Here is a 25,145-nt window from a genome sequence, read left to right on the forward strand (position 1 = left end):
TCTCTTTTAATCCTTAGTTATGTTTCAATAAATCATTCTGATTAAAAAGGAATCTATCTTTAGGAGCCTCTATCTTTATATTATTTATTAAACTTTTAAAATCATTAATCGCTTTATTTGTATCATTACCTTCACCTTCATATGTTACTAAGATAACTCCGGCATTAGTACCTGATGAAGCACTGATAAGAAAACGTTTATCAAAGTCAGTTGTAAATACATTAGCTTGATAATTCATACCACTACTCAATGGAATATTAATATCCTCATTAACCAATGTTACCCCTTTCATTTTTACTAATCCTTGTTTCGGAATTTGTAGCGAAGCAACTAGATATTGCATACCCTCTTCTATACCTTTGGGATAATATATTGAAATGATAACTGCCTGTTTGCTCGATTTTTTTATTGCGATTAGCTCTTCATTTTGACCTTTGCTAATATCCCACTGATCTTTTAGATTAACTACAATATTTTTATATTTTACTTCCTGAGCGTAAGCCGGCATAAGTAAATAAAAAAATAGAAATGATAGTAATAAAATTCTCTTCATAATAATTTCCTTTTTATTCTTGAAGTATAATATTGAATATAATTAATACAGTCTAATCTATTTAATAATTTAATTTTTAATCTTCAGATAAACTAATCAAACTATGCGCCCATACATATAAAGAATCTAAAACTGGCCTAAACGTTTTTCCAAAATCTGTCATTTCATAGACAACTTTGATTGGTGCTTTTTCACCATAAACCGTTCTAGAGATTAAGCCGGTTTGCTCTAACTGCTTGAGTTGAAGACTTAATGTCATTTCAGTAATTGTAGGAATGAGTTGCTTGATTTCATTAAAGCGTTTCGGCTTATCTTTTAAATAATACAAAATCACGCATTTCCATTTTCCACCCACCAAGTCCATAGCCATACTGATATGACATGGATAAGTTTTTCCATTTACTGTGACTTCACATGTATTTTCAGTATTTGCCATTTTTTAACGCTACCTATCAACTTTGATAGTTATTGTACGCCAATACTATAAAAATTATAGTGACTATTATTTTTATAGTTTAAAGGCACTCTCATGGCTTTACTGATTTTAGCTCATCCCTACTACGCTCAATCGATTGCAAATAAAACGATTGTGAATGAACTCGTAAAAACCTATCCAGACCTTGAAGTCCGAGATATTTTCCAACTTTATCCAGACTACCAAATTGATGTAAGTGCTGAACAAGAAGCCTTGTTACGCCACGACACGATCATCCTGCAATATCCAATGTTCTGGTTTAATATGCCGGCAATTTTGAAATTATGGTTTGATGAAGTTTTTACTTATCAGTTTGCCTATGGTTCTCAGGGCGATAAATTAAAAGACAAAAAAGTCATTATTAGTATGACGGTCGGCCAAACAGAAGCCAACATGGTGAACGACCAAGAAAACTTAATCGATAGCTTTTTAAAAGCAGTTCAATATTCAATTCAATATACGCAAATGCAGTTAAGCGCTACTTACTTGCTTTATGACGTATCGCCTTTATCAGGTAACCCAGAGTCGAAAATTAAATTAGAAGCAGTTGAACATGGTCATAAAGTATTAAAGCATTTGACCGAAGCATAAGATTTAAAGAGAGCATCAATATCGATGCTCTCTTTTTTAATTTAAGCCACAGGTGCCAAGGTAAATAGCACTTGTCCTGTTTTTACGGTTTGCCCTTTTTCAATGGTAATGGTTTCAACTTTCATACGTTCGGGTGCAATAATCGGAATTTCAATTTTCATTGCCTCAATCACCGCAAGGGTTGCACCTTCTTCAACTATATCTCCCGATGCACATTCGATTTTCCAAATTGACCCCGGCATGTGCGATTCGACTGCACAGCCGCCCTCAGGAATAACCACGGTTTCGCCTTCATCAACAGCATCTAGACTTTCAGAAATATATTCTTGCAAGCCCGCTTCATGCCAACGGCGACGTTCAGCTTCGAAATTGGCTTGTTGCATGTCTTTAAAGGCTTGAATGCTGTCTTGATGTGTTTTTAAAAACTCGTTGTATTCTTTTAAGTTGAGCACCCCATCTTCAATGCGAAGCTGTAGACGACCTGCTTTAAAGTCTTCGCGCATTTGCAAAAGTTCAGTCTCAGAAACTTCATAAAACTTAACTTGGTCAAAAAAGCGTAATAACCACGGTTTGCCATCTTCGAAGTCGGCATTTTTACGGTAACGGCTCCACATTTGAGTGGTACGGCCAACAAACTGGTAGCCACCTGGCCCTTCCATGCCATACACACACATATAAGCACCGCCAATACCGACGGCATTTTCAGGCGTCCAAGTTCGTGCCGGATTATATTTTGTGGTCACTAAACGTTGACGTGGGTCGAGCGGTGTTGCAACAGGTGCTCCTAAATAGACATCACCTAAACCCATCACCAAATAGTTTGCGCTATAGACCACATCTTTAACTGCTTGCTTAGAAGCCAAACCATTAATACGACGAATAAACTCGACGTTATCTGGGCACCACGGCGCATCTGGTCGAACAATTTGTGTGTAGCGCTCGGTGGCAAGTTGAGTTTGTGAATCTTCCCAAGCTAAAGGTAAATAGACAGTTCGTGAAGGCACCTGCATATTTTGAATATCGGGTAACTCGGCTTCTGCTTGCTGAAGTTTTTGTAAAAGCTCCAGTTGATCGAGTTGAATTGAATCAAAATGAATTTGTAGTGAACGGATGCCCGGTGTTAAGTCGATAATGCCCTGAATGTTTTGATCTTTAACCCATTGCATAAGCGCATGAATACGGAAGCGCAAATTCAGATCGAGTACCAACTCACCGTACTCAACCAACAAATAGCTATTTCCAGCTGGTCGATAGGTCACGCTTGGTAAATCAGTTTCACCTTCTAAAATGGCTAAAACAGCATCTTGTAAAGTGTCGGGTTCTGCTTGAATGGCTGGGTTAAAATCAATATTAGTTGTATCAGTCGCGGTTAAGCTTTGATGATATTTTTGATCGAGTGCTTTTGCTTGCGCGTAACTCACAGGTACAAATTTAACTTTATCGCCTGCTTTAAGCTGCCCGATTTTCCAAAGCTCGGAATGAATCACTACCGCAGGGCAAACAAAGCCACCTAAGCTTGGACCATCTGGACCCAAAATAATTGGCATATCGCCCGTAAAATCAATTGCCCCAATCGCATAAGCGTTGTCGTGAATATTGGAGGGATGTAACCCCGCCTCACCGCCATCTTCACGTGCCCACTCAGGTTTTGGTCCAATTAAGCGAATGCCTGTACGACTTGAGTTATAGTGAATTTCAAACTCATTAGCAAAGAACGTATCAATATCTTGTTTGGTGAAAAAATCTGGCGCACCATGTGGACCATACATCACTGCAATTTCCCAGTTTTGGGTAAAGCTAGGAATTTGTGCTTGAGCTAAGGCCGTGGTCGATTGAGCGGAATATTCAGTAATTGGCAGCATATCGCCAATTAATAAATTACGGCCTGCGTGCCCACCAAACTGACCCAAAGTAAAAGTCGCCTGTGACCCTAAATAGTTAGGAACATCGAAACCACCTTTAACACCAATATAGCTACGGCAACCTGAACGAATGATGCCACATTTTAAAACTTGGCCTTTTTTTACATTGATGGTTTGCCACATCGGTACAAGTTCGCCATCAAGTTTAGAAAGCATATCACCGCCAGTAAGCACAATTTGGCTGTCGCAGTGAAACTTTAAGGTCGGCCCTTGCAAGGTGCATTCAAGCCCTGCCGTATTTGGTTCATTGGCTAAAAGCTGGTTTGCTACAGTTAAACTGAGTGGATCGATTGCACCTGATGGCGGCACTCCAACATCCCAATAACCTAATCGACCCGTTACATCTTGAATGGCGGTTTGAATACCAGACTGCAACACCTCAATTTTTTGAGTTTTCCATTCAAACGTATTTAAAAATCGGGTGGTTTGAGTTCCCAGCGCAAACACGTCACAAGCAATAATGTTTTGTAAATATTCCAGATTGGTTTCGATGCCTGCCACTTGTGTGTTGGCAAGACTAGCACTCATTGCCTGTATAGCTTGGTCTCGTGTTGCAGCAGTTACAATGATTTTGGCAATCATTGGGTCATAAAAAGACGACACCGTTGACCCTGTTTCTACCCATGTTTCGACTCGTGCTTGCGGGTCAAATTTAACATGGGTGAGTAAGCCCGCACTTGGTTGGAACTGTTTAATCGGGTCTTCGGCATAAAGACGGACTTGAATGGAATGTCCTGTTGGCTCTAACTGTTCAGTAGGTGCTGACCAATCACCACTTGCCAAAGTAACCATCCACTCAACTAAATCTACACCAAATACTTGCTCGGTCACGCCGTGCTCGACTTGCAAACGCGTGTTGACCTCTAAGAAATAAAATTCTTGGGTTTCGGTGTCCATGACAAACTCAACCGTGCCTGCCGAGCGATAGTTCACCGACTGCATGAGTTGAATCGCAACTTTTTGCAGATAGTCGCGTTGCTGTTCATTTAAGTGTGGCGCGGGTGTTTCTTCAATCACCTTTTGATTACGGCGTTGCACCGAACAATCACGCTCACCCAAGGCTAAAACTTGTCCTTGCCCATCACCAAAAATTTGTACTTCGATGTGACGCGCGTGTTGTACAAATTTTTCTAAGTACAACCCTGCATCTTTAAAATTGACCTGCGCTAAATAAGAGACGGTTTGATAGGCATCTTTTAATTCGACTTCGTTCCAAACCAAACGCATGCCAATACCACCGCCACCCGCGGTACTTTTCAGCATGACCGGATAACCAATACGGGCTGCTTCGGTTAAAGCCTCGGCCTCATCGGCAAGTAGAGAACTACCCGGAAGTAAAGGTACATTGCTTTTAATAGCGAGTTCACGCGCAGTATGCTTTAAACCAAAGTCGAGCATTTGGCTTGAAGTTGGCCCAATAAACGCAATGCCTTGGCTTTCGCACAAATCACAGAACTCAGCATTTTCAGACAAAAAACCATAACCCGGGTGAATAGCTTCTGATCCCGACTGTTTTGCAACCTCAAGGATTTTTTCAATATTTAAATAACTTTGATGCGCAGGCGCAGAACCAATCAAGAAAGCTTCATCGGCCAAAGTCACGTGTAACGAATCACGGTCGGCTTCGGAGTAAACAGCCACCGAAGCGATCCCGAGTTTTTTAAGGGTGCGAATGACGCGACAAGCAATTGCACCACGGTTGGCAATTAGAACTTTTTTAAACATGCTTACACCCCTTCCGCTTCACGGACAACCAGTTGAATTTTCGTTGGGTTATAGGCGTTACATGGGTTATTGAGCTGCGGACAATTGGAAATTAAAACAATCAAATCCATTTCGGCCCGAACTTCGACATATTTCCCCGGCGCTGAAATTCCGTCATCAAATTTAAGTTGGCCATCGGGCGTAACAGGCACATTCATGAAGAAGTTAATGTTTGGGCCGATGTGACGGACATTTAAGCCATGCTTTTTTGCAATCGGGTGTTTTGCCAAGGCATACATAAAATTGTTACGGCAACTATGCATTGGGTAGGTTTCATGTGCATAGCGAACTGTATTACTTTCACATGAACAGGCACCGCCAATGGTGTCATGGCGACCACAGTTATCATCATGAATAACGGCAATTGGATGGCCAAAGTTACTATAGAGCTTGGTGCCCTTTTCTAAATAGATTTGTTGGTTGATGGCCAAAGTATCCATTGCGCTATAACGCTCAGTTGGGTTTTCGGCGCTCATAAACAAAGTATCGACCGCTTGGTTTCCCTCGAGATCAATAATTCGAAAATATTGGCCCTTTTTAACCTCACACATCCACGCTTCACCCGCAGGACAAACTTCATTTAAAACTGCTTTTTCAAATGATTGTAAAACTGTCATGATGCTTCTCCTGATTTAAATATTGCTAAGCGCGTAGTAGCGGGCTGTGTTTTGAAACGCGCGCTGATTTTGCGAACATGCATCACGACAAATATCGCTGTCTGTTAGAGAATTTGCTTTATATAAACTAAGTTGAATATCGGCAGGTTGATAGCTTAGGCTGGTGTCTAAACCATGCGGTGCAGCAGATAAAAATATTAAGCAGTCCATTTCAAAGCGCAGTTCAATGCTTTGATCGGTGTTGTCAGAACTGACATAAGACAAAGCACCGTTTTCATCTGGCACAACTTTAGAAAATAGATTAATGGCAGCACTCAGGTCTTGGCTGGCAAGTCCGTATTTACACATTTCAATGAGTAAACTGTCTAAGCCATTTTGGTACATATCATTTCGGGCATCTTGAAATGTGCGATTGCCGAATTGCTTTTCAATTTGCTCAGGTCGGCTTGGGCCACAAAGTGCGTCGTTCCAGCCATGATCGTCATGAACAATGGAAGCCATCACACGGCCTAGGTCTGAATACAACACATTGGAAGCTTTTAAATAAGCGGTATGTTGTCCTTTTAAACTGTCGGGCATGTTAAAACGTTCAAGCACATCGGCAGCATTTACACAAAACAAAGAAACATTTGCCTGAGCGCCAAGCGATGTAAATCTAAGAATGGTTCCTTTTTGAATACGACCCGACCAGTGATGTCCTCCGGGTAAAAGTTCGGTCCAAATCGCCTGATTGTTATGATAACTTGCAGTGTTCATAGCTACTCCTGTCGGATAGTTTTAGACTTCCTCCCGGGCTTTTATCCCTCCGTGTAGTTCGCTAGGAACCGTGAACTCTCGGTCCAGTCATACATGAAGTATCGGAACCCTAGATCACTTTTGATTGGTTATGACTATGCAAAGGACATGCCAGCTTAGTATTACGATTTTGATTAAAAGTAATACTAAACTTGAGCTGTTTGGGTGCGGTTTAAGTCCAAAAATAAAAAACTGCACTCAAAATTGTGCATCTTGAAAATAAGAAAGCCCCTTTCATTAAGAGGCTTAAAACTAAATTATAAGATTGAGAATCTTAAGGAAGCAGAATTACCTTACGGCAGTCCTCTTCTCTTTCATTAAAAATACGATAACCCTCTGCGGCATCTTCTAATTTCATTCGATGGGTAATAATAGTTTCTGGTGATAAATCACCACGCTCAATCAGTTCTAAGAGTTGCGGTAAATATTGATGCACATGGGTTTGGCCCATTTTAAAAGTCAGCCCTTTATCAAAAGCATCACCAAATAAGAAACCATGAATCGGGCCTGCATATACACCCGGTACGCTGACCACACCACCACGGCGAACCGCGGCAATACATTGACGCAGTGCTGCACCACTTGAACCTTCAAGCTTTAAATTAGTTAGAACTGTCTCAATCACACTGCCTTTTGCCTCAAAACCAATCGCATCAATCACAGCATCGACACCACGGTAATTGTCGGTATGTTGAATAATAAATTCGGCAGCATCGACTTCGTCAAAATTAACTGGAATAGCACCGTACGTTGCCGCTGCATAATTCAATCGATAGTCATTGTGATCGACCATAAATATCTTTTCTGCGCCGAGCATCTTGGCACAAGCGGCACTTAACAGTCCGACTGGACCAGCACCATAAATTGCAACGGTTGAGCCACGTTTCACTTGTGCATTGGTCACTGCCTGCCAAGCAGTCGGTAAAATATCAGTCAAGAAAAGTACTTTTTCATCTGACAGTGAAGTTGGCACTTTAAAAGGGCCTTTATTGGCTTTTGGCACACGCACATATTCTGCTTGCCCACCCGGTACACCGCCGTAAAGATGACTATAACCAAACAAAGCTGCGCCTGGTGGAATCTGCTTTTTATTAATAATTGCGCCGCGCCCTGTATTGGTGGTTTCGCAGGCAGCAGTCAGGTCAAGTTGGCAAAAAAAACATTCGCCACAGGCAATCACAAAAGGAACAATCACTCGATCACCCTTTTTCACTGCGGTGACGGCTGGACCGACTTCTTCAACCACGCCCATAAATTCGTGCCCAAAGATATCGCCCTGCTCGGTTCTAGGGATTTTGCCTCGATATAAATGTAAGTCAGAACCACATATCGCTGTGGCAGTTACGCGTAAAATAATGTCATCCGGTTCTTGAATAATAGGATCTGCTACTGTTTCTACTCGAACATCTTCTGCACCGTGGTAAGTAAGAGCACGCATATTGTTATTCCTCTATTTTCTATCATGTCCTTTGATTATGAGGAGGGTTTCTTTACGGTTTGCAACGATTCTTACTCTTCACGTAAGGCATATAGTTCAAATGCAACGCGACAGAGATTTCAGTAACATTTAATGAATATAAGATTGTTTCATCTAGGAACGTTTTTGTTATTTGCCCCAACAAAAAAGCCAATCATCTCTGCAATAAAAGGATTGGCTCTATCTTAAAGATTTGACTTAATCTAGTTTAAGTTGCTGTCTAAGTTTTAAGATATCGACCAGACCTTTATCTCGGGTTTGGTATAAATCGATATCTTTATATTGTGTTAATAGCTGATTGGTTTGTGCTTCAAATAACTCTGTTGTCTCGTCTGAATGTTGAAATGCTTGCATATCGTTCCACCATTCTGTCATTGGTGGGCCTAAATGATGGATTGCCTCTTTAAAGCCTTTTTGGTTTGCAAGCTGCATATTAATGTAGGGACCAAATAGCGCCCATCTTAAACCTGGGCCACTGGTAATCGCGACATCGACATCTTCGGCAGAGCACACGCCTTGTTCAACCAATGAAAAAGCTTCTCGCCATAGCGCAGCCTGCAAACGGTTTGCGACATGCCCTTTTACTTCTTTATTTAAAACGATTGGATTCTTGCCCAGTTGTTTATAGAACTCAGAAGCTTGTTTTAAAATTTGAGGATCTGTCAAAGTACCACCAACGATCTCGACTAAAGGTAAAAGATGAGGCGGATTAAAAGGATGACCTAATAAAATACGTTCAGGATGTTGCGCCTCTTTTTGAAAATCAGACACTTTTAAGCCCGATGAACTTGAAGCAATAATAGTATGTTCAGGGCAATATGCTGTGATTTCTTGATATAGCTGTTGTTTGACATCAAGACGTTCAGGGGCATTTTCTTGAATAAAATCTACGTCTGAAACTGCATCTTTTAAATTATTAAAAATTTCCAGATGAAGTAGCACATCTGATAAAGAATGGGTGTGTCCAGCGTTCTGATCTAAAGCCAATAAATCATTTAAATTTGTAGATATTCTATTTTTAAAGACTGCTTCATCTATAGGATAAGGGTCGTAAACCTTAACTTTAAATCCTTTATATAAAAATAAGGCCGTCCAACTCGCACCTATTACACCAGCTCCAACAACACCAACCGTTTTAATGACTTCCATATTTTCCTCGTAAGAATGTTGTTTTATTCGAAATTTCTTTACTCAATTGAATGCTAAATAAACATAGCAGATTCAACCAATCAATATATTTAATTGTTTATATTTTATATAATTTGTCCTATATTCCTTAGCTTGAAAATTGATTCCTTTCATTAGTACAACTTAATCTTTTACCATTTTTTAACCGTTATTTACTGAATTTTATGTCAAAAAATCTAGCAACATTGATTGGTTTAAGTGCCATTCTCATGTGGGCATCTCTGGTAGGTCTGATGAAGCAAGTCAGTGCCGCCATTGGACCAGAGCTAGGTGTTACCTTTATTTATTCTTTAAGTGCACTACTGTTGCTTGCCATTTTTAAAGTTCCAGACTTTAAGCAGATCTCTAAAAAATACTTAATATTTGGCACTATTCTGTTCGTGGCTTACGAGCTTTGTTTTTCATTTGCGATTGCTTACTCTCAGACAGCGCGACAAGCAATTGAAATTAGTATTGTTAACTATCTATGGCCGAGTTTAACGGTTTTAGCTTTCGTTATTTTTAAGGAATTAAAGTTTAATTTTCTTATTATTCTCGGCTTACTTATTTCAATTTCTGGCATTATTTTTATTCAAACTGGAAGCGGTGATTTTAGTCTAAATAGTCTTGTCGATAATTTTCATAGCAACCCACTGAGCTATATTTTGGCATTTACAGGTGCCATCATTTGGGCTTTTTACTGTGTAATCACCAAAAAAATGAGTAATGGGCAAAATCCAATTTCCATTTTCTTTGTTGGTGTCGCGCTCACTTTATGGTTCAAGCTGCTTGTGTCGGGACAATTTGCCATCCCTTCAATGGATATTCCAACTGTAACCACTCTTTTAGTGGCATCCGCTGCCATGGGTTTTGGTTATGCTGCTTGGAACATTGGCATCATTCATGGAAACATTACCGTGCTTGTGGTGGCCTCTTATTTCACCCCAATTATTTCATCTATTTTGGCGATGTTGGTTTTACAAACTCAACTTTCAATGAGCTTTTGGCAAGGAACAGCAATGGTGACGGCTGGTTCCTTTATTTGCTGGGTTTCAACGAATTGGTCTGTGATTCAACCCTTCTTTAAAAAATTAAGAAAAGGCCAAAAAGCATTGTAAATTTATCGCAGTGCTTTTTTTCGGACTTAAGATAACTCCGACGAAGAAGAATTCCCCCATTACTCAAAGCGTGCTAATATCCAGATTCTGACAATTACCAATGTCAAAATAATTTCTAGAGGGAATAAGATGTTAAAAACTCAAAAAATCAACATCGTACAAGAATTTGATGCACCCGTAGACAAGGTCTTTGCAACCTTAAGTGAGCATGAAAATTTAAGTAAACTTTTCGCTCCTGCTAAAGTCACTCGCATTAGCGACGGCAAAGACGCGCGTAATGGTGTGGGCTCTGCTCGTAAAATGTCTATTCCACTCACCCCTTCATTTGTAGAAACTAATTTAATCTATAAAGAAAATGAACTGATCGAATATGCAATTACGAGCGGCATTAGCCCAATTAAGGGCCACCGTGGTGTAATGAAATTTACTGACTTGGGCAACAACCGTACTCGCTTGAATTACACCATTAGCTTTAAAGGCCGAGTACCTTTTATAGGCCCGATCATTAAAGCTGCCCTACAAAATGGCGTAAGTCGTGGGCTTAAAAAACTCAAGTTTTGATTTAGATATATAAAATAAAAGGCCCGATAAAGGGCTTTTTATTTGTCCACAAAAACAAAAGCCGACTCGTTAAAGTCAGCTGAATACTACAGTTTGAGAAAATTGCTTAAATAGTTGTTGTTCGTGGCAATCTTCTATCTATTTTCTTTTTCTAAAATTAATTTAACCCTTAATTATGACTAATTGATTAAAAAGAAATTTGAGATAAAAGAAAATTATTTTCACGCTTTATATTATTAATATTACTCAATTAATATTTATCAGAGACGATGCATATCAATTACATCTTTTGTAATTTTCTAAAGTTCAGTATGCTGAAATGACCTAATAATAGAAAATGCCTCACGCAATGGAACATCAGAGTTTGTTAAAGGAATTAAATTCGCTTATTGAATATTATTCCAAAAGAACAGATTGTCCGCCTACTCGAATTCGCATAGGTTACAAAGCCTATGCAAAACTCATGCAGAATCCAAAATTTGCTGATGAAGTGACAAACTCTGCTTTAGATCCAAACAAACGTAAATATAAAAAGTTGAAAATTAAAGTCACTAAAGATGACGATCAACTTGAACTTGAATAAATAAAAAGCCCAATTACGGGCTTTTTTCCTTTTAGAATGTGTTTGAATTTATCGCTAAGACAGCATGATTAAAAAATACTCGAGTAGCTTGTCTCGCTCATCTACACTATTTTTACTTAACAGCTGCACCATTGCCCCATCAATTGCAAATACAAACATGTGCGCATCTTTTATTGAAGCGGTAGTTTTGACAGTAAGAAGTAACTTATAAATCTCATTTATAAACCAGTTTCTATAATCAACAACCACCCGATAAGCCGTTGCATAGCACTTTTCAATTTCAAAAATTGCTTTAAATGGCAAACGGTAAAACCCTTCTAAATTGGCATGTAAAAAATAAATTTGCTTGAGTTTATCGAACACCATAAGTTCGCTATATGAATTGATAATTGAAAGGACTTTTACTTTGAGCGCATCCGTTTGAAAGGTTAAACACATCTCGATGAGTCGTGCTTTTGAATGAAAGATGTTATAGAAAGTCGCTTTGGGAATTTTGGCCTCAGCAATAATTCGGTCAACCCCCACCGTGTTAAACCCATCTTGAGTAAATAAATCTTTTGCCGTGTGCAGCACTCGTAGTGCTCTAAATGAAGGTTCTAAATTGTTCATGTATACCGCTTAAAATAATTTTTTGTTGTATCTAAAAGAGATAGAAATGCCGTCACTCTTAAAATGAGTGCTAAAAACAGACATGCAAAAGCGGCACTAAAGGTGTGCTCGCCTATCTCGGTTTTATTGTTGCTATGATTTTTTAGTCGTAACGAACTAAGGTTGTAGAAAACCTAGAGTCGGTTAAACCAATTTATAGAGTGCTTAAAAGGTGCAAATAGAGAGATTTTGGCAAAGGCCAATAAATAAGAAATAGTACGCATGTGCGGACTCCTTGTGTGTAAAGGAGTTCTACCCAATCACTGTCAAATGATGGTGGTAGAACGAGAGAAGGTTGACAGACTGACACACAAGAATCAGCACGCACAAGGCGTCCCTCCCTCGCCCTACCGCTACGAAGGGGGACGAACGAGTTCGCCACCAAAAAGAGAACTTTTTGATGTCTTGTGTGTTATATCGATCTGTCAAAATCGACTGGCAATGTAGGCCAGCACGCAAAGGATAGTATTCACTCTTGTTGGCGTCAAGCGTGGGAAATGACAATCGTATTAAAATAAATCATTAAAAAGAAATGGGAATATTAAAAGTATCATTTCCGATCTCTACAATTATTAATACAATTAAATTTTAAAATTTATTATTTTCTGGATGAAATCCAAAAAATATTGCTCCGACTACCCATCCCATAAAATATATAAGCTTACCTAGTTCTGTTATTCCACCACTAAGAGTGTGCCACAACATCAATCCTCCTGTTAAATAAATAGAGAAAAAGAGAAAGCAAAAAATAATTGATAATAAAAGAACAAAATATTTATTTAAAAATTTATTAACAACATATAAAAAAATAGATAAAGACTTTTCAATTAAAAATATAGTATATCGGCCAACAAGTGAACCCACAAAAAAAGTAAGTATTAGAATAAATATTGACACAGTTTAAGTTAATCCTTTTTCTAATATTAAAATAATTTTCTATTTCTCATTATAGTTCCCAACAAGACATAGAACTTCATTTCTTTTCATTTGCTTATCAGTTTTTATTAAGCATTTAATATGCCAATTTTTATTATTGTTATTAAAAAATAAGATTTAATAGGAGTTAAGCAATTTGAAACCACTCCACTCCTTACATAGCCTTAATCAATCCATCAACTTTTTACGGCGATATAACCCACAATTTCCAGAAAATAGCGCTGCCAGCAAACACGTAATAATAGCGTAAGTGGCGACATTCATTCCAAATAGCTCAATAGCTAAAATAATAGAGGTTAACGGCGCCTTACTTGCCCCAGAAAATAGACTTACCAAACCTAAGCCTGCAAGCAATGAAATCGGCAGATTTAAAACTGCCCCTAAAGCATTACCTAATGTCGCGCCAACATAGAACAACGGCGTAATTTCACCACCTTTAAAGCCCGAACCTAGAGTAATGGCAGTAAAAACAGTCTTATTAAAAAAGTCGTAAAACTCAATCGGCACATAAAAAGATGCAATGATTTTATCTGTGCCCAAACCATTGTATTGCTGATGCGCGGTGAACAACGTAAGTAGCATAATAACAATACCACCCACCATGGTTCTTAATGGTAAATAATGCACATATTTATAAAAGACGTCACTCGCAAAATGAATAGCAGCAATAAAGAAACGTGCAGCCAGACCAAAGACTAGCCCTGCCGCAATTAAGCTCATGAGCGTGCCAAAATGAATGGCTGGAAACTCACTAATCACATAAAAAATATGCGGATGAACAATATCGAATAGCTCAGGGATGGTTGATGCGATAAGCGCCGACACAAAACATGGAAAAATAGCTGAGTATCTTAAATTACCTAAAGCAGTAATTTCTAAACCATAGATTGCACCTGCCAGAGGCAAGCCAAACACCCCAGCAAAGCCAGCACCAATACTAGCAATTAAACAGATTTTTCGGTTATCTTCAGAGATTTTTAAAATATGACTCAAGTGGTCAATTAAGGCGCCCGAAAGCTGAACCGCTGGCGCCTCACGTCCTGCCGAACCACCAAACAACTGCGTTAAAATTGAGGTGATAAAAATGATGGGGCTCATTCGTTTTGGAATAAACGATTTAGGCTGGTGAATTTCATCAATGAGTAAATGGGTTCCCCGCTCAATCGGTGATCCATATTTTTTAATGAGATAACCAATACCAAAACCCACAAAAGGCAAGAAGTAAATGAGCCAGTGATGCAGGCTTCTTACTTTATTAGAAATATCAAAGGCCACAAAAATTAAAGTCGAGGCCAGCCCCGCTACGACCCCAATCACAATCGAGATGACGAGCCAATAGACACTGTATTTTAGAATTTGATCATATTCAGATGAAGGTAGAATTTTCATTCGCGTTCTTCAATTAGCCTTTAAAATGGATGATAAATTCTCAATTTTTTTTATTCGGCCAGCTCATTAAGTGAGAAATGCTTAAACTGGGCTAAAAATTAAAGCCCGCATAAGCGAGCTTTCAATACAGTGATTAATTTTGATATCACTAAATTGTGATAAATATCTCACAACCTGTCCTTGCTTTCAAGTTGAAAATGGTTAATGAGTATTGTGAAAATAGCTGACAGAGCTGATAAATGAGCAACTGATCTAGCCTGACAAAACGAATACTCAATCAGGCCAAATCATGTGTTCAAAACTCAATTAATGCTACCCATTACGGTGTCAGCATGACAGGTCGCGCCCTTCTCTGCGCTAATCTGAATAGTGCCACTACGGTGTGCCAGTACCTGCACTTCCATTTTCATGGCTTCCATAATTGCGACTACTTGACCTTCTGTCACTTGCTCACCATTTTCAACTTTCCAAGCGCTAATCACACCATTAATTGGCGCGAGTAAATGCTCAGCACTAACTTCTGGCTCGGCAGATTGTGCTTGATTTGCCGTTACAGGGCCTTGCGCAAACATGCCTGCAGGTAGACCTAAACGGTGTAACTTGCCATCAATTTCAATGTAGCTGAGCAACATCGGTTGTTGATGGTTTGGAATGCCACGTTTGGTTAGTTTTAACTCTTGTTTAAAGTCATTTTCGATCCAACGCGTATGTACATTAAACTCATCTGTAAAATCAGGTTCATTAAGTACCGCGCGGTGAAAATCTAAAACCGAAGCTACGCCTTCAATTTTAAATTGCTTTAATGCACGTTTAGCGCGAGCAATTGCAATTTCACGGGTTGGACCCGTCACAATCAGTTTTGCCATGAGTGAGTCAAAATGACTAGACACCAAGGAACCCGTGCGAACTCCTGTGTCGACGCGTACCCCGTTACCAAACGGCGCTTCAAATAAACTCAACACACCAAACGCCGGAATAAAACCACGAGCTGGATCTTCGGCATTAATACGAAACTCAATGGCATGGCCTTGTGCTTTTGGTGTTTCTTTAATAGAAAGCACTTCACCTTGTGCAACACGAATTTGCTCAACCACCAAATCGACTTTTGAGGTTTCTTCGGTCACTGGATGCTCGACTTGCAAACGTGTGTTTACTTCTAAAAATGAAAGCTTGCCATCACGACTCAGTAAGTATTCAACTGTGCCCGCACCCACATAGTTTGCAGCCTGACAAACGTTTTTTGCCGAGGTTAAAATTTGTTGGTAAATTTCATCGCTAATAAATGGCGCTGGCGCTTCTTCAACTAACTTTTGGTTACGGCGTTGCAATGAACAATCACGTGTGCCAAGCACCACAATGTTGCCATGTTGGTCAGCAATCACTTGTGCTTCTACATGGCGCGGTTTATCTAAATATTGCTCGACAAAACATTCACCACGACCAAAGGCAGCTTTTGCTTCACGTACTGCCGACTCATAAAGCTCTTGAACTTCTTCGAGTTTCCACGCAACTTTTAAGCCGCGGCCACCGCCACCAAACGCAGCTTTAATGGCAATCGGTAAACCAAATTGCTTAGCAAATTCTAAAGCTTCATCTGCATTATTAAGTGGATCTTGCGTACCTTGAACCAATGGCGCACCAACCGAAGCAGCAATTTTACGTGCTTCAATTTTATCGCCTAGTTTTTCAATGGCACTTGGTGACGGCCCTACCCATTTTAAACCAGCGTCAATGACCGCTTGGGCAAATTCGGCGCGCTCAGATAAAAAGCCATATCCCGGATGAACCATAGTTGCTTTTGATTTTTTCGCAATTTCGATAATGGCAGGAATATTTAAATAGGTTTCACTGGCAGTCGTACCAGCCAAGCCCCATGCTTCATCTGCAAGTTCGACGTGCATGCTGCCAATGTCGTCATCTGCATATAACGCGACCGAAGCAATTCCCATGTCACGGCAAGCATGAATAATACGAACGGCAATTTCACCACGGTTAGCAATCAATAATTTTTCTGTATTCATCATTCATTCTCAAAATCTATAAATTCGGCAATTTTTTTAAATTTGATGCGGCAACCTGCTGGTATCTGTGCCACCAAGTCCCAATGGTGTTTAGCAACAGAGCCAATAACCGGATATCCGCCCGTTAAAGGGTGATCATTCATAAACAAAACGGGTTGACCACTCGGTGGAATCTGTAAAGCACCAATACATGTACCTTCACTTTCCAATTCATGGGTAATTTTGCGAGTTAAAGGTTGTTCACCTGAAAGTCTGAGTCCGACTCGGTTACTTTCATTGGTTACCAGCCATTCTTGCTGACACAGCAGTTCAATACTGTCTTGCTCGAACCAGTCTGTACGTGGACCCATTACAATGTCTAACTCGACCAACTCGCCAGCTTGCGGCAAGTCACTTTTGCCAACTTCATTTACACTAATGTTGGCTGCCTGCACCTGCCCTTTATAAATGATATCTCCAAGCTTTAAAGGCTCTGGGCCTAACACTGCCAAGCTGTCAAACGAGGCACTATTCAGAACAGGTTCAACGTCTATACCACCTCGAACTGCCAAATAATTTCGAAGCCCTGCTGTCGGTGGCTGAATTTGAAATTCATCGCCTTCATCCAGATCAATCGGTTGATAGCTTGTAAAGTCTGTGGTTTGCCCATCGGCAAATTTCACAGGAATGGTTGAGATGGCCCCAGCCATCGCAATAACACCCGCATGTTGCATTTTGGCTTTTAAGCCGCCATTTAAAACTTCAATGACAGGTGTGTCGGTTGGGTTCCCGACAATACGGTTAGCACTGTGCATGGCAGACACATCCATTGCACCTGCAACACCAACGCCAATATTGGTCTGATTTAAGCGTCCTTCATCTTGAATCAACATCTGTAAACTTGGCGCGGTAATCTTAAACAGTGGCACAGATTGTTTCGGCTCAACCGTACGAGTGATTTGCTGCGGTACATTTACGGTTGTAGGCTGATGCGTGACATCCTCAAAATGTACGGTCATGCCCGGTAAAAGTAATGCCGGATTTTTTCGTTCTAAATCCCACATTTTTTCTGAGGTAGTACCAATCAGCTGCCAGCCACCCGGACTGTCTTTTGGGTAAATACCAGAGTATTTTCCAGCCAAGCCTAAAGAGCCTGACGGTATTTTTTTACGCGGAACCGTTAAGCGTGGAATATCGGTAAACGGTCGGTCAGGACTGCTCATATATGCAAAGCCCGGCGCAAAACCAATAAAAGCCACATTCCACACGCTTTGGTGATGTTTTCTAATCACATCAGCCACCGACAGCCCTTGTAACTCGGCAACCTGAGCAAGGTCTTCGCCATCATAACGAATCGGAATAATCACTTCTTGGCTGCTACGCTCAAATCCAGAATCAACTTTGAGACTCTGAATTGAGGCAACCAACGTTTTAAAATTGGTTTCGATCTCGTTAAAAAAAACCAAAATTGTTTTTGCCGCAGGGACTAAGTCTTTAATTCCATTCAATTGCGTATTTTGCAATTTATTGTACAACGCCAAAGTTTCCTCTAAGCTCGCAAGCTCAATCAGAAAACAATCGGCGTTTACCGATAAAAAACGCATTTGCTTATCCTTTTAATTCTTCTTTAGCCCAATTAGCCTATCCAAGCACGGTCAGGAATATCGGTAATAAACATGTAGCCTGGTGCATGGCTAATGGCAAAAGGAATTTTCGAGTTCATGACGGCGGCTTGCGGTGTCACGCCACATGCCCAAAACACTGGAATTTCACCCGCTTCAATGCGAGAAGCATCACCAAAATCAGGCTTATTTACATCCAAAATTCCTAAGCTTTCAGGGTGACCAATATGCACAGGCGCACCATGCACACTTGGCATACGTGCTGTAATTTTTACCGCTTCACTAATTTGATGCGATGGAATTGGTCGCATGGAAACCACCATATTTCCTGAAATACGCCCTGCTGGTTCACATTGAATATTGCTCAAATACATCGGCACATTGGTGTCGTCATGAATATGGCGAACTTCAATGCCCGCTTCTTGCAAAGCCGTTTCAAAAGAAAAACTACAACCAATTAAGAAAGTCACCAAATCAGGATGAGCGTTATAAATCTCTCTTGCATCTGTTACTTCATCGACCATTTCACCGTCTTTCCAAACGCGATAGCGTGGAAAGTCAGTTCGGATGTCTGAGTCTGCTGCAAGCTTGGTTACATAGATGCCTTCTTCGAGCACATCAAGTACCGGACAGCTTTGCGGGTTGCGATGTGCATAGAGTAAAAAGTCATATGCCCACTCTTTTGGCACCGAAATCATGTTGACCTGCGTCATGCCAGCCGCCATGCCTGCTGTCGGTTTATCAAAACCTGCACGGATTTTCAAACGCGCATCTAATGCAGCTTCAAGCTGAGCTGGGTCGACTTTAATATCCTTATACATGGTGCTCATCCTTATGCTTTGTTTACAAACGGGCGAATTTCAATATTGTTTTTTACAAGCTCGGCTTTAATGGCAGCCGACATTTCTAGTGCACCTTCGGTATCGCCATGTAGACAAATGGTGTCAGCTTGAATTGGGGTAAATACACCATCAATTGACTCTACTCCACCATTTTTAAGCATAGACACCACACGGCTGGCAACAAATGCCGAGTCATGTAAAACTGCACCTTCGAGACGACGAGACACCAGTGAGCCATCACTGTTATAAGCTCGGTCTGCAAATGCTTCAGAGACGACTTTTAAACCAGCAGCACGTGCTTGCTCAACTAAGTTCGAGCCAGCCAAAGCCACTAAAACTAGTTCAGGGTTATACATTTTAATAGCGTCAATCACGGCTGCTGCCTGAGCTTGGTCGTGGGCAATGGTGTTATAAAGTGCGCCATGCGGTTTAACATATTGCACTTTTGAGCCTGCTACTTTTGCCAAACCATCGAGTGCAGAAATTTGATAAAGCACATCCGCAATTAGTTCGTCACGTGACAAATCCATATTACGGCGGCCAAAACCAACCAAGTCTGGATAAGACACATGAGCACCAATGGTCACACCAAGCTCAACTGCTTTACGAACCGTTTTTAAAATGCCGAGCGGGTCGCCAGCATGGAAGCCACAAGCAATATTGGCACTGGTCACGACAGGTAAAATCTGGTCATCATTACCCATTTTCCATGAGCCAAAGCTCTCACCCAAATCACTATTTAAATCTACAAACATGGCATTATTCCTTTATTACGTAACAAAGTCTGGCTTAAAGCTTGGTCAAATAGTTAAACACTGTCGTAAACGACATATAACCCATCCACCATGTCAACAGACATGTTAATCCACCCAAAATAAGTAACCACTTTGGATAGTTATAATTACCCATTAAATCTTTACGGCACGCAGCCACATACACAAAAATTGTAAGGCCAATTGGCAACACCAATCCGTTAAAACCACCCACAAAAATGAGTAGACCTGCCGGAGTTGCGCCCAATAACACATAGAGTAATAAAGCCAATGCGATAAAGGTAATGGTCGTATAGTTGGTTTGTTTTGGCGTTAAGTTCTTTTTAAACGCGGTAAAGAATGAAACTGAAGTATATGCTGCGCCAATGGTGCTACTAATGCCGGCTGCCCAGAAAATTAAACCAAATAATTTAAAGCCAAATGTACCCGCTGCATATTGGAATGCTTGAGCTGCCGGATTAGCGTCATGGCTGGCTAAATCAATTGTTGCACCGCTTACCACTACACCTAAAAACGCTAAAAACAATACGTAGCGCATGATGCCGACGACAATAATGCCCTTGGTCGCAGCTTTAGCAACTTCATCAATATTTTCAGGGCCAACAGCACCTTTATCGAGTAAACGGTGGGCACCTGCATAACAGATATAACCACCAACTGTACCGCCAACAATGGTGGTAATAATGGCAAAGTCGATTTGATCTGGAGCAAAGGTTTGATGTACAGCTTGTCCAACTGGTGGCATCACAATGACGGCAACAATAATAATCAGCAGAATTTTAAGCAATCCCAACACGATCATGCTTTTATCCATGGCAAGCGTTGCTTTTCTTGATGCAAAAATCAAAATAGCTAACGCACCACTTAAAATACCGCCCCACTTTGTGTCTAGGCCAAAAAGCGCATTTAAACCTAAAGCTGCACCTGCAATGTTACCGACACTAAAGAAAAAACCACCCAAAATCACCAGAAACGCCAGTAAATAACCACTACCTGGTAATGCTTTATTGGCAATGTCTGATGCACGCATTTGAGTGAGTGTGACCACACGCCAAATATTTTGTTGAACTACATAATCAATTAGAATGGAAACTAAAATGGCAAAGCCAAATGCAGCACCTAACTTAACTGTAAATACAGCAGTTTGGGTTAAAAATCCTGGCCCCATTGCAGAGGTCGCCATCATAAAGATTGAGGCAACAATGGCCCATTGGCGATCTGATAAAAAAGAAGATTTCAGTAAAGACATATTAATGCGTTCCTCATCCATTTGAGCTTAACAACGCTATTTTCAAGTTGAACCAAGAACACCATTTCTTTCCCAAACGATATTCTTTAATCCTTTTAAATGACAAAGATTCCCTGTTCCCCAATCAACACAATCGGTGATCAAATCTTGTATTTAGAATAAAAACATAGCTAATCCCTACGAACAATAAGACTTTCTACATAAAATTAAAAACCCAAGCATTTGATTTTAAATATTTTTATTGATATTAAAAAATCAGGATAAATTTTACTTATCGAAGTACATAAGCTGCTTTTATGGTTTTACATACAAAACAGCTTTTTTAAATAAGAAAAAATATTGATGAGAAATAAAAAAACCGAGCTTATTTTTTAATTTGCTCATTCAGTTGTTGCATCGCACATTCCGATACTTTAACAGCGACTTCGGTTAGTTTTTCTTTCAAGGCAACGTCATTCCCCTGAATATAGATCGAGGTGAAATGAAAGGTCTTTAGCTGAATGGGGGTATTTAATATTTCTAGTCGGCCATCGGTAATTTCTTTTAACGCCGTTAAGGTCGGCACGACAGCAATGCCTAAGCCCTGTTCAGCTAAACGCAATAAAGTTGCAAGTGAATAACTGGTAATTGAAAGTGGTTCATCAATCCCTTGTTCTTTCATTCTGGCTTTCAATTCTTTATAGGGATAGGTAATTTTTGGATAAGTTAAAATCGTATGAGACATCAAGGTTTTCAATGACATCTGTGCAACTACGCCTTTAAACGAAGGTGAAGCTAAAAAACTCAGCTCAAAATCGCACAGTGCCTGTTCAATACATTCAAAAGCCAAAGTTGGCCCAAGTAAAAAGGCCATGTCCAAATCCCCTGTCCGCACCCCTTCTTGTAAATTGGGGGTAAGGTCCACCACAATTTCTACTGAAATTTTTGGGAACTCTTGTTGAACCTTTTCGATATATTCAACTAGCCACGTATAAACAATGGTTTCGGAAACGCCTAAACGAATGGTGCCAGTCAGATGCTGATTTTCAGTCAGTTCAGCCACCAAATCTGTTTCGAGGCGCATAAATTTTTCAGCATATTTAAATAAAGTTAAGCCTTTATGAGTCGGTTTAAGCTGACGAAAGCTTCGATCTAAAATTTTAAAACCTAATTCATTTTCAAGAGCTGTGATTTTTTGAGAGACCGCAGGCTGAGTCGTTTGTAATTTAGTCGCAGCCTTATTGAAGCTATTTAAAGTCACAACCCAATAAAATGCTTCAAGATTCTTTAAATTCACGTTTCATCCTGTCTTAAAAACTCCTTTACTTTTATAGTATGGGAGTTTTTTAAGTCATTAGGCTACCCATTTATTCATTTTTATTCGAATCGATTTAATTCTTTATCATTATTACGAAACTCTCTTCTAATCAATTATTGCCCCAGCGGTCATGTTTACCACGGTGGCTGTCATTGAGTTCGCATGTTCCGAAGCAAGAAAAGCAACCGTTTCTGCAACCTGAGAAAGTGTGGGTAGCCGTTTTAGCATAGTGCTCTGGGCAGCACCTTCCAGCCATTGTCCAATGCTGAGCCCCATGGCATGTGCTTTGGTCTCAAATAGTTCACGCGTGTAAGAACCCGCTTGAACAGCATCACTAATTGCATGTGAGCGCACACCCAATACACGTATGTTTTTAAGCCCTAGCTCACTAGCAAGTGCTTTAATAAAGGCCTCTATTCCGGCACAGCCCACAATATGCCCCAGATGTCCCGGGATCGCCATCCGAGCTGAAGGTGCCACAATTGAAATCATTGTTCCGCCACGATCGCCGCCCATATAAGGAACTACAGCTTTAGATATATTAAACTGAGCAGTAAGAAATGGATTGATTCCCCCGACAAACTCATCAAGATTTAATTCCGAAATTTCTTTGCCTTGATTATGTATAAAACTGGTCGCATTGATGACTAAATCTAGACCACCTGTCTCTTGAGCAATTTGAGCCACGGTATTATTTATTGACTGACTGTCTAACACATCAACGCTGGCAATATGAACTACGCTTTCAAGTTGCTGAAGTTGTGCCGCAATATTTTGAAGTTTATTTAAATCTCTTGCGCATAAATAGACATCTGCGCCTTCACGAATAAAAACCTTCGCAATGGCAGTACCAATTGCTCCACTGCCTCCAAAGATGACAGCCACTTTTCCCTTAAGCAACATTGCGGCATCCTCTTGTTATTATGTGCCATCATGAAGTTATGACACACAATCAAATGTGATGCAATTTTATACAATTTAAAGTTTATATGTGCTTATCGGACATGAACAAAGATAATGTCTAAATCTCGTTTTGGTACAAATTTAGTTTTGGTCATTTGAAATTGCGTTGGGCTTATTTTGTTGACTTTGCCATCCCAACAAAATGAAACCAGCTCATTTTTATCACGCTCAATGGTTAGCTTAAAGTTTTCAATGGGCTTGGCCCAATTTGCACCTGTTGTCAAAATATAGCCCAAAGCACTAAACGGAGAGTTTTCAGCACTCGCTTTTTTTAAGCCTTGCTTAAATTGTTTGTCCATACAAAATTGTTGATTATATTCATCTGGATATAGAGCAACTGAGCCGCCCACCAAGGGTTTATATTCATGGTGAATTTTAGTCAAACCATTAGCTTTAAAAGTTTGCTTCCAACTATAGATCACTTGAGATGACCATGGGATTACATCATCTTTTTTAAACTTGGCTAAAATTTTCTGTATGTTCGGTGTCTTACATTGTTTTAGCTTATCTACATAATAGTCATAATCATAATTGTTACGTGCCCATGGGTTTAACATATCCTTTTGACTAAAACCACACTGCTTAAACTCGTCTGTTACATCAATAAGTGGCGATTTTTCATCTTTCTGAATAAACGTTCTGACATGTATGTCTGGTTTTATATTTTTACCATCAACCACAATCTTGAAACTTTTTAAAAGTTCTTCTGTATGAGCAAAATCAGACTCAAAGAAATTATCAATACGCGGTAAGGGAAATAAAATAGTTTCAGTGACATCCTTATTGCTTAAGTTTTTATAGAGATAGTCGACTTTAATGAGTTTTTTACTAATAAATAGCTCTTCGCTTTGCATGGCAATCTGCGAATTTTTAAGATATTGAATCCCACCCGTACCCACGTAACCCGTAGAATCATTGGCTAGACTATAGGTCGATAGTTGGACCAAAACAGCAAAGGTTATTACAAGCTTTTTCATTTTGAAGTGCTCTATGTCATTTTCTAATTATGGACTGTCAATCTAAGGTAAATCATAGCTGTTAAAGCATAAAAGCTGTTAATCTTTTCCTTTATGAGAGATGAGCAATATAGTCAAATGTTTATATATTACAATCAAAAAAACCGCCTAAAGACGGTTCATTCATACATTTAAAATCTATTTAAATTTTAATGAAAATTTATTTTTTGCTTCGTCATCTTTTTTTGCACACTAATTTTTCCAATAAAGTTAGTCAGCCATAAAATGCATTCATCACGATGTTCAAAATGAGGAATCAAGCTTAGATCAACTTTTATATCTCTATCCGCCAAAGGCAAACTCAAGCAATACTCAAAGTCGATAGAGTTATATTTTAACTTTAGATCTTTTTCTTCGGCTTGCTTTTTAATTTCCGCCATAATTCGATTAAGGTTAACAATCAAGTTATTTGAAACTTGGTTATTTTCATAAATACGCTCATATACGTTTTCAGCAACGTCGATGTATTTTATTAGCTCCGCATTTTCGTTCATATCATCTATCTTCCCCTTTTTTAAAGATTATGAACAGCTAAATGTTTAATTGCGTTACTTGACACGTTACTTCTGTGAAAAATGTATATTTATCTTTACCAGAAGATATAACTAACTTGTTGTTATTTATTATTATTCAATAGATATCTGCACATTTGCATACATTTAATATTGCCTAAAATCTGAATGTAGATAATTTAAAAAGTTAGTTATGATGAAGTCTAAAACAAAAAAAACCGCCCCAGAAGGCGGTCGCTGAGTTAAAACCAGCAGTATATAGAAGCGTGGTGGAC

Annotated in this window: 23 protein-coding genes and 1 riboswitch; of the genes, 4 read left to right on the forward strand and 19 right to left on the reverse strand. The window is 39.6% G+C overall.

The annotated features are described in order from the left end of the window. Positions 1-13 precede the first annotated feature (13 nt). Together ACINWC141_RS05315 and ACINWC141_RS05320 are read right to left on the reverse strand one after the other, a co-directional pair. On the reverse strand, positions 14-553 hold the full coding sequence (locus ACINWC141_RS05315; protein WP_009388986.1) for a hypothetical protein: 540 nt from the start codon (positions 551-553) through the stop codon (positions 14-16). A 76-nt stretch (positions 554-629) separates the two neighbouring features. After that, positions 630-989 (reverse strand): winged helix-turn-helix transcriptional regulator, encoded by a 360-nt coding sequence (locus ACINWC141_RS05320; protein ID WP_009389115.1) that lies wholly within the window; start codon positions 987-989, stop codon positions 630-632. Between the two features lie 93 nt (positions 990-1,082). Between ACINWC141_RS05320 and ACINWC141_RS05325 the strand changes: the two genes are divergently transcribed. Further along, a complete protein-coding gene (locus ACINWC141_RS05325; RefSeq protein ID WP_009388792.1) occupies positions 1,083-1,619 on the forward strand; it encodes an NAD(P)H-dependent oxidoreductase in 537 nt (178 codons plus the stop codon). 41 nt (positions 1,620-1,660) lie between these two features. Here ACINWC141_RS05325 and uca read toward each other — a convergent pair whose 3' ends face one another. The 5 genes from uca to ACINWC141_RS05350 all read right to left on the reverse strand — a co-directional run bounded on the left by uca (position 1,661) and on the right by ACINWC141_RS05350 (position 9,343). Next, a complete protein-coding gene (uca, locus tag ACINWC141_RS05330; protein ID WP_009388813.1) occupies positions 1,661-5,266 on the reverse strand; it encodes an urea carboxylase in 3,606 nt (1,201 codons plus the stop codon). Positions 5,267-5,268: 2 nt separating this feature from the next. Further along, the gene (locus tag ACINWC141_RS05335) at positions 5,269-5,922 is read right to left on the reverse strand and encodes an urea amidolyase associated protein UAAP2 (RefSeq protein WP_009388760.1); all 654 of its coding nucleotides are present in this window, start codon (positions 5,920-5,922) and stop codon (positions 5,269-5,271) included. Between the two features lie 15 nt (positions 5,923-5,937). Next, the gene (locus tag ACINWC141_RS05340) at positions 5,938-6,678 is read right to left on the reverse strand and encodes an urea amidolyase associated protein UAAP1 (protein ID WP_009389089.1); all 741 of its coding nucleotides are present in this window, start codon (positions 6,676-6,678) and stop codon (positions 5,938-5,940) included. Between the two features lie 28 nt (positions 6,679-6,706). Next, a riboswitch (guanidine-I (ykkC/yxkD leader) is annotated at positions 6,707-6,802 on the reverse strand. Positions 6,803-6,991: 189 nt separating this feature from the next. Beyond that, a complete protein-coding gene (locus ACINWC141_RS05345) occupies positions 6,992-8,155 on the reverse strand; it encodes a zinc-dependent alcohol dehydrogenase (protein ID WP_009388756.1) in 1,164 nt (387 codons plus the stop codon). Between the two features lie 237 nt (positions 8,156-8,392). Further along, a complete protein-coding gene (locus tag ACINWC141_RS05350) occupies positions 8,393-9,343 on the reverse strand; it encodes a 3-hydroxyacyl-CoA dehydrogenase NAD-binding domain-containing protein (protein WP_009389005.1) in 951 nt (316 codons plus the stop codon). 203 nt (positions 9,344-9,546) lie between these two features. Here ACINWC141_RS05350 and yddG point away from each other — a divergent pair, with 203 nt between their 5' ends. The 3 genes from yddG to ACINWC141_RS20375 all read left to right on the forward strand — a co-directional run bounded on the left by yddG (position 9,547) and on the right by ACINWC141_RS20375 (position 11,623). After that, entirely contained in the window at positions 9,547-10,479 is a 933-nt protein-coding gene (gene yddG / locus ACINWC141_RS05355) for an aromatic amino acid DMT transporter YddG (protein WP_009388830.1), read from the forward strand. Positions 10,480-10,608: 129 nt separating this feature from the next. Continuing rightward, positions 10,609-11,040: an SRPBCC family protein gene (locus ACINWC141_RS05360; protein WP_009389103.1), complete on the forward strand. Its 432-nt coding sequence runs from the start codon at positions 10,609-10,611 to the stop codon at positions 11,038-11,040. A gap of 349 nt (positions 11,041-11,389) precedes the next feature. After that, positions 11,390-11,623: a hypothetical protein gene (locus ACINWC141_RS20375; protein ID WP_034677735.1), complete on the forward strand. Its 234-nt coding sequence runs from the start codon at positions 11,390-11,392 to the stop codon at positions 11,621-11,623. A 54-nt stretch (positions 11,624-11,677) separates the two neighbouring features. Here ACINWC141_RS20375 and ACINWC141_RS05370 read toward each other — a convergent pair whose 3' ends face one another. The 12 genes from ACINWC141_RS05370 to ACINWC141_RS05425 all read right to left on the reverse strand — a co-directional run bounded on the left by ACINWC141_RS05370 (position 11,678) and on the right by ACINWC141_RS05425 (position 24,852). Continuing rightward, a complete protein-coding gene (locus ACINWC141_RS05370) occupies positions 11,678-12,232 on the reverse strand; it encodes a TetR/AcrR family transcriptional regulator (RefSeq protein ID WP_009389038.1) in 555 nt (184 codons plus the stop codon). Positions 12,233-12,859: 627 nt separating this feature from the next. Further along, positions 12,860-13,168 (reverse strand): hypothetical protein, encoded by a 309-nt coding sequence (locus tag ACINWC141_RS05375; RefSeq protein WP_034677737.1) that lies wholly within the window; start codon positions 13,166-13,168, stop codon positions 12,860-12,862. A gap of 207 nt (positions 13,169-13,375) precedes the next feature. Continuing rightward, positions 13,376-14,596 (reverse strand): chloride channel protein, encoded by a 1,221-nt coding sequence (locus tag ACINWC141_RS05380; RefSeq protein WP_009389069.1) that lies wholly within the window; start codon positions 14,594-14,596, stop codon positions 13,376-13,378. A 302-nt stretch (positions 14,597-14,898) separates the two neighbouring features. Further along, entirely contained in the window at positions 14,899-16,617 is a 1,719-nt protein-coding gene (locus tag ACINWC141_RS05385) for an acetyl/propionyl/methylcrotonyl-CoA carboxylase subunit alpha (RefSeq protein WP_034677739.1), read from the reverse strand. Continuing rightward, the gene (locus tag ACINWC141_RS05390) at positions 16,617-18,200 is read right to left on the reverse strand and encodes a 5-oxoprolinase subunit B/C family protein (RefSeq protein WP_009389094.1); all 1,584 of its coding nucleotides are present in this window, start codon (positions 18,198-18,200) and stop codon (positions 16,617-16,619) included. Before ACINWC141_RS05390 ends, ACINWC141_RS05385 begins: the two co-directional genes overlap by 1 nt. A gap of 32 nt (positions 18,201-18,232) precedes the next feature. Continuing rightward, positions 18,233-19,048, reverse strand: coding sequence for a putative hydro-lyase (locus ACINWC141_RS05395; protein ID WP_081400030.1), 816 nt, complete (start codon positions 19,046-19,048; stop codon positions 18,233-18,235). Positions 19,049-19,050: 2 nt separating this feature from the next. After that, on the reverse strand, positions 19,051-19,815 hold the full coding sequence (locus tag ACINWC141_RS05400; RefSeq protein ID WP_009389012.1) for a LamB/YcsF family protein: 765 nt from the start codon (positions 19,813-19,815) through the stop codon (positions 19,051-19,053). Positions 19,816-19,849: 34 nt separating this feature from the next. Beyond that, positions 19,850-21,103, reverse strand: coding sequence for an NRAMP family divalent metal transporter (locus ACINWC141_RS05405; RefSeq protein ID WP_081399177.1), 1,254 nt, complete (start codon positions 21,101-21,103; stop codon positions 19,850-19,852). Positions 21,104-21,446: 343 nt separating this feature from the next. Then, the gene (gene mumR, locus ACINWC141_RS05410) at positions 21,447-22,358 is read right to left on the reverse strand and encodes a LysR family transcriptional regulator MumR (protein WP_009388805.1); all 912 of its coding nucleotides are present in this window, start codon (positions 22,356-22,358) and stop codon (positions 21,447-21,449) included. Positions 22,359-22,484: 126 nt separating this feature from the next. Further along, the gene (locus tag ACINWC141_RS05415; protein ID WP_009388815.1) at positions 22,485-23,282 is read right to left on the reverse strand and encodes an SDR family NAD(P)-dependent oxidoreductase; all 798 of its coding nucleotides are present in this window, start codon (positions 23,280-23,282) and stop codon (positions 22,485-22,487) included. Positions 23,283-23,374: 92 nt separating this feature from the next. Beyond that, a complete protein-coding gene (locus tag ACINWC141_RS05420; protein ID WP_034677742.1) occupies positions 23,375-24,319 on the reverse strand; it encodes a DUF4424 family protein in 945 nt (314 codons plus the stop codon). 188 nt (positions 24,320-24,507) lie between these two features. Continuing rightward, complete coding sequence (locus ACINWC141_RS05425; RefSeq protein WP_009388836.1) at positions 24,508-24,852, reverse strand: hypothetical protein; 345 nt, start codon at positions 24,850-24,852, stop codon at positions 24,508-24,510. Positions 24,853-25,145: the final 293 nt, after the last annotated feature.

Source organism: Acinetobacter sp. WC-141, assembly GCF_000313935.1.
In the GTDB taxonomy this organism is placed as follows: domain Bacteria; phylum Pseudomonadota; class Gammaproteobacteria; order Pseudomonadales; family Moraxellaceae; genus Acinetobacter.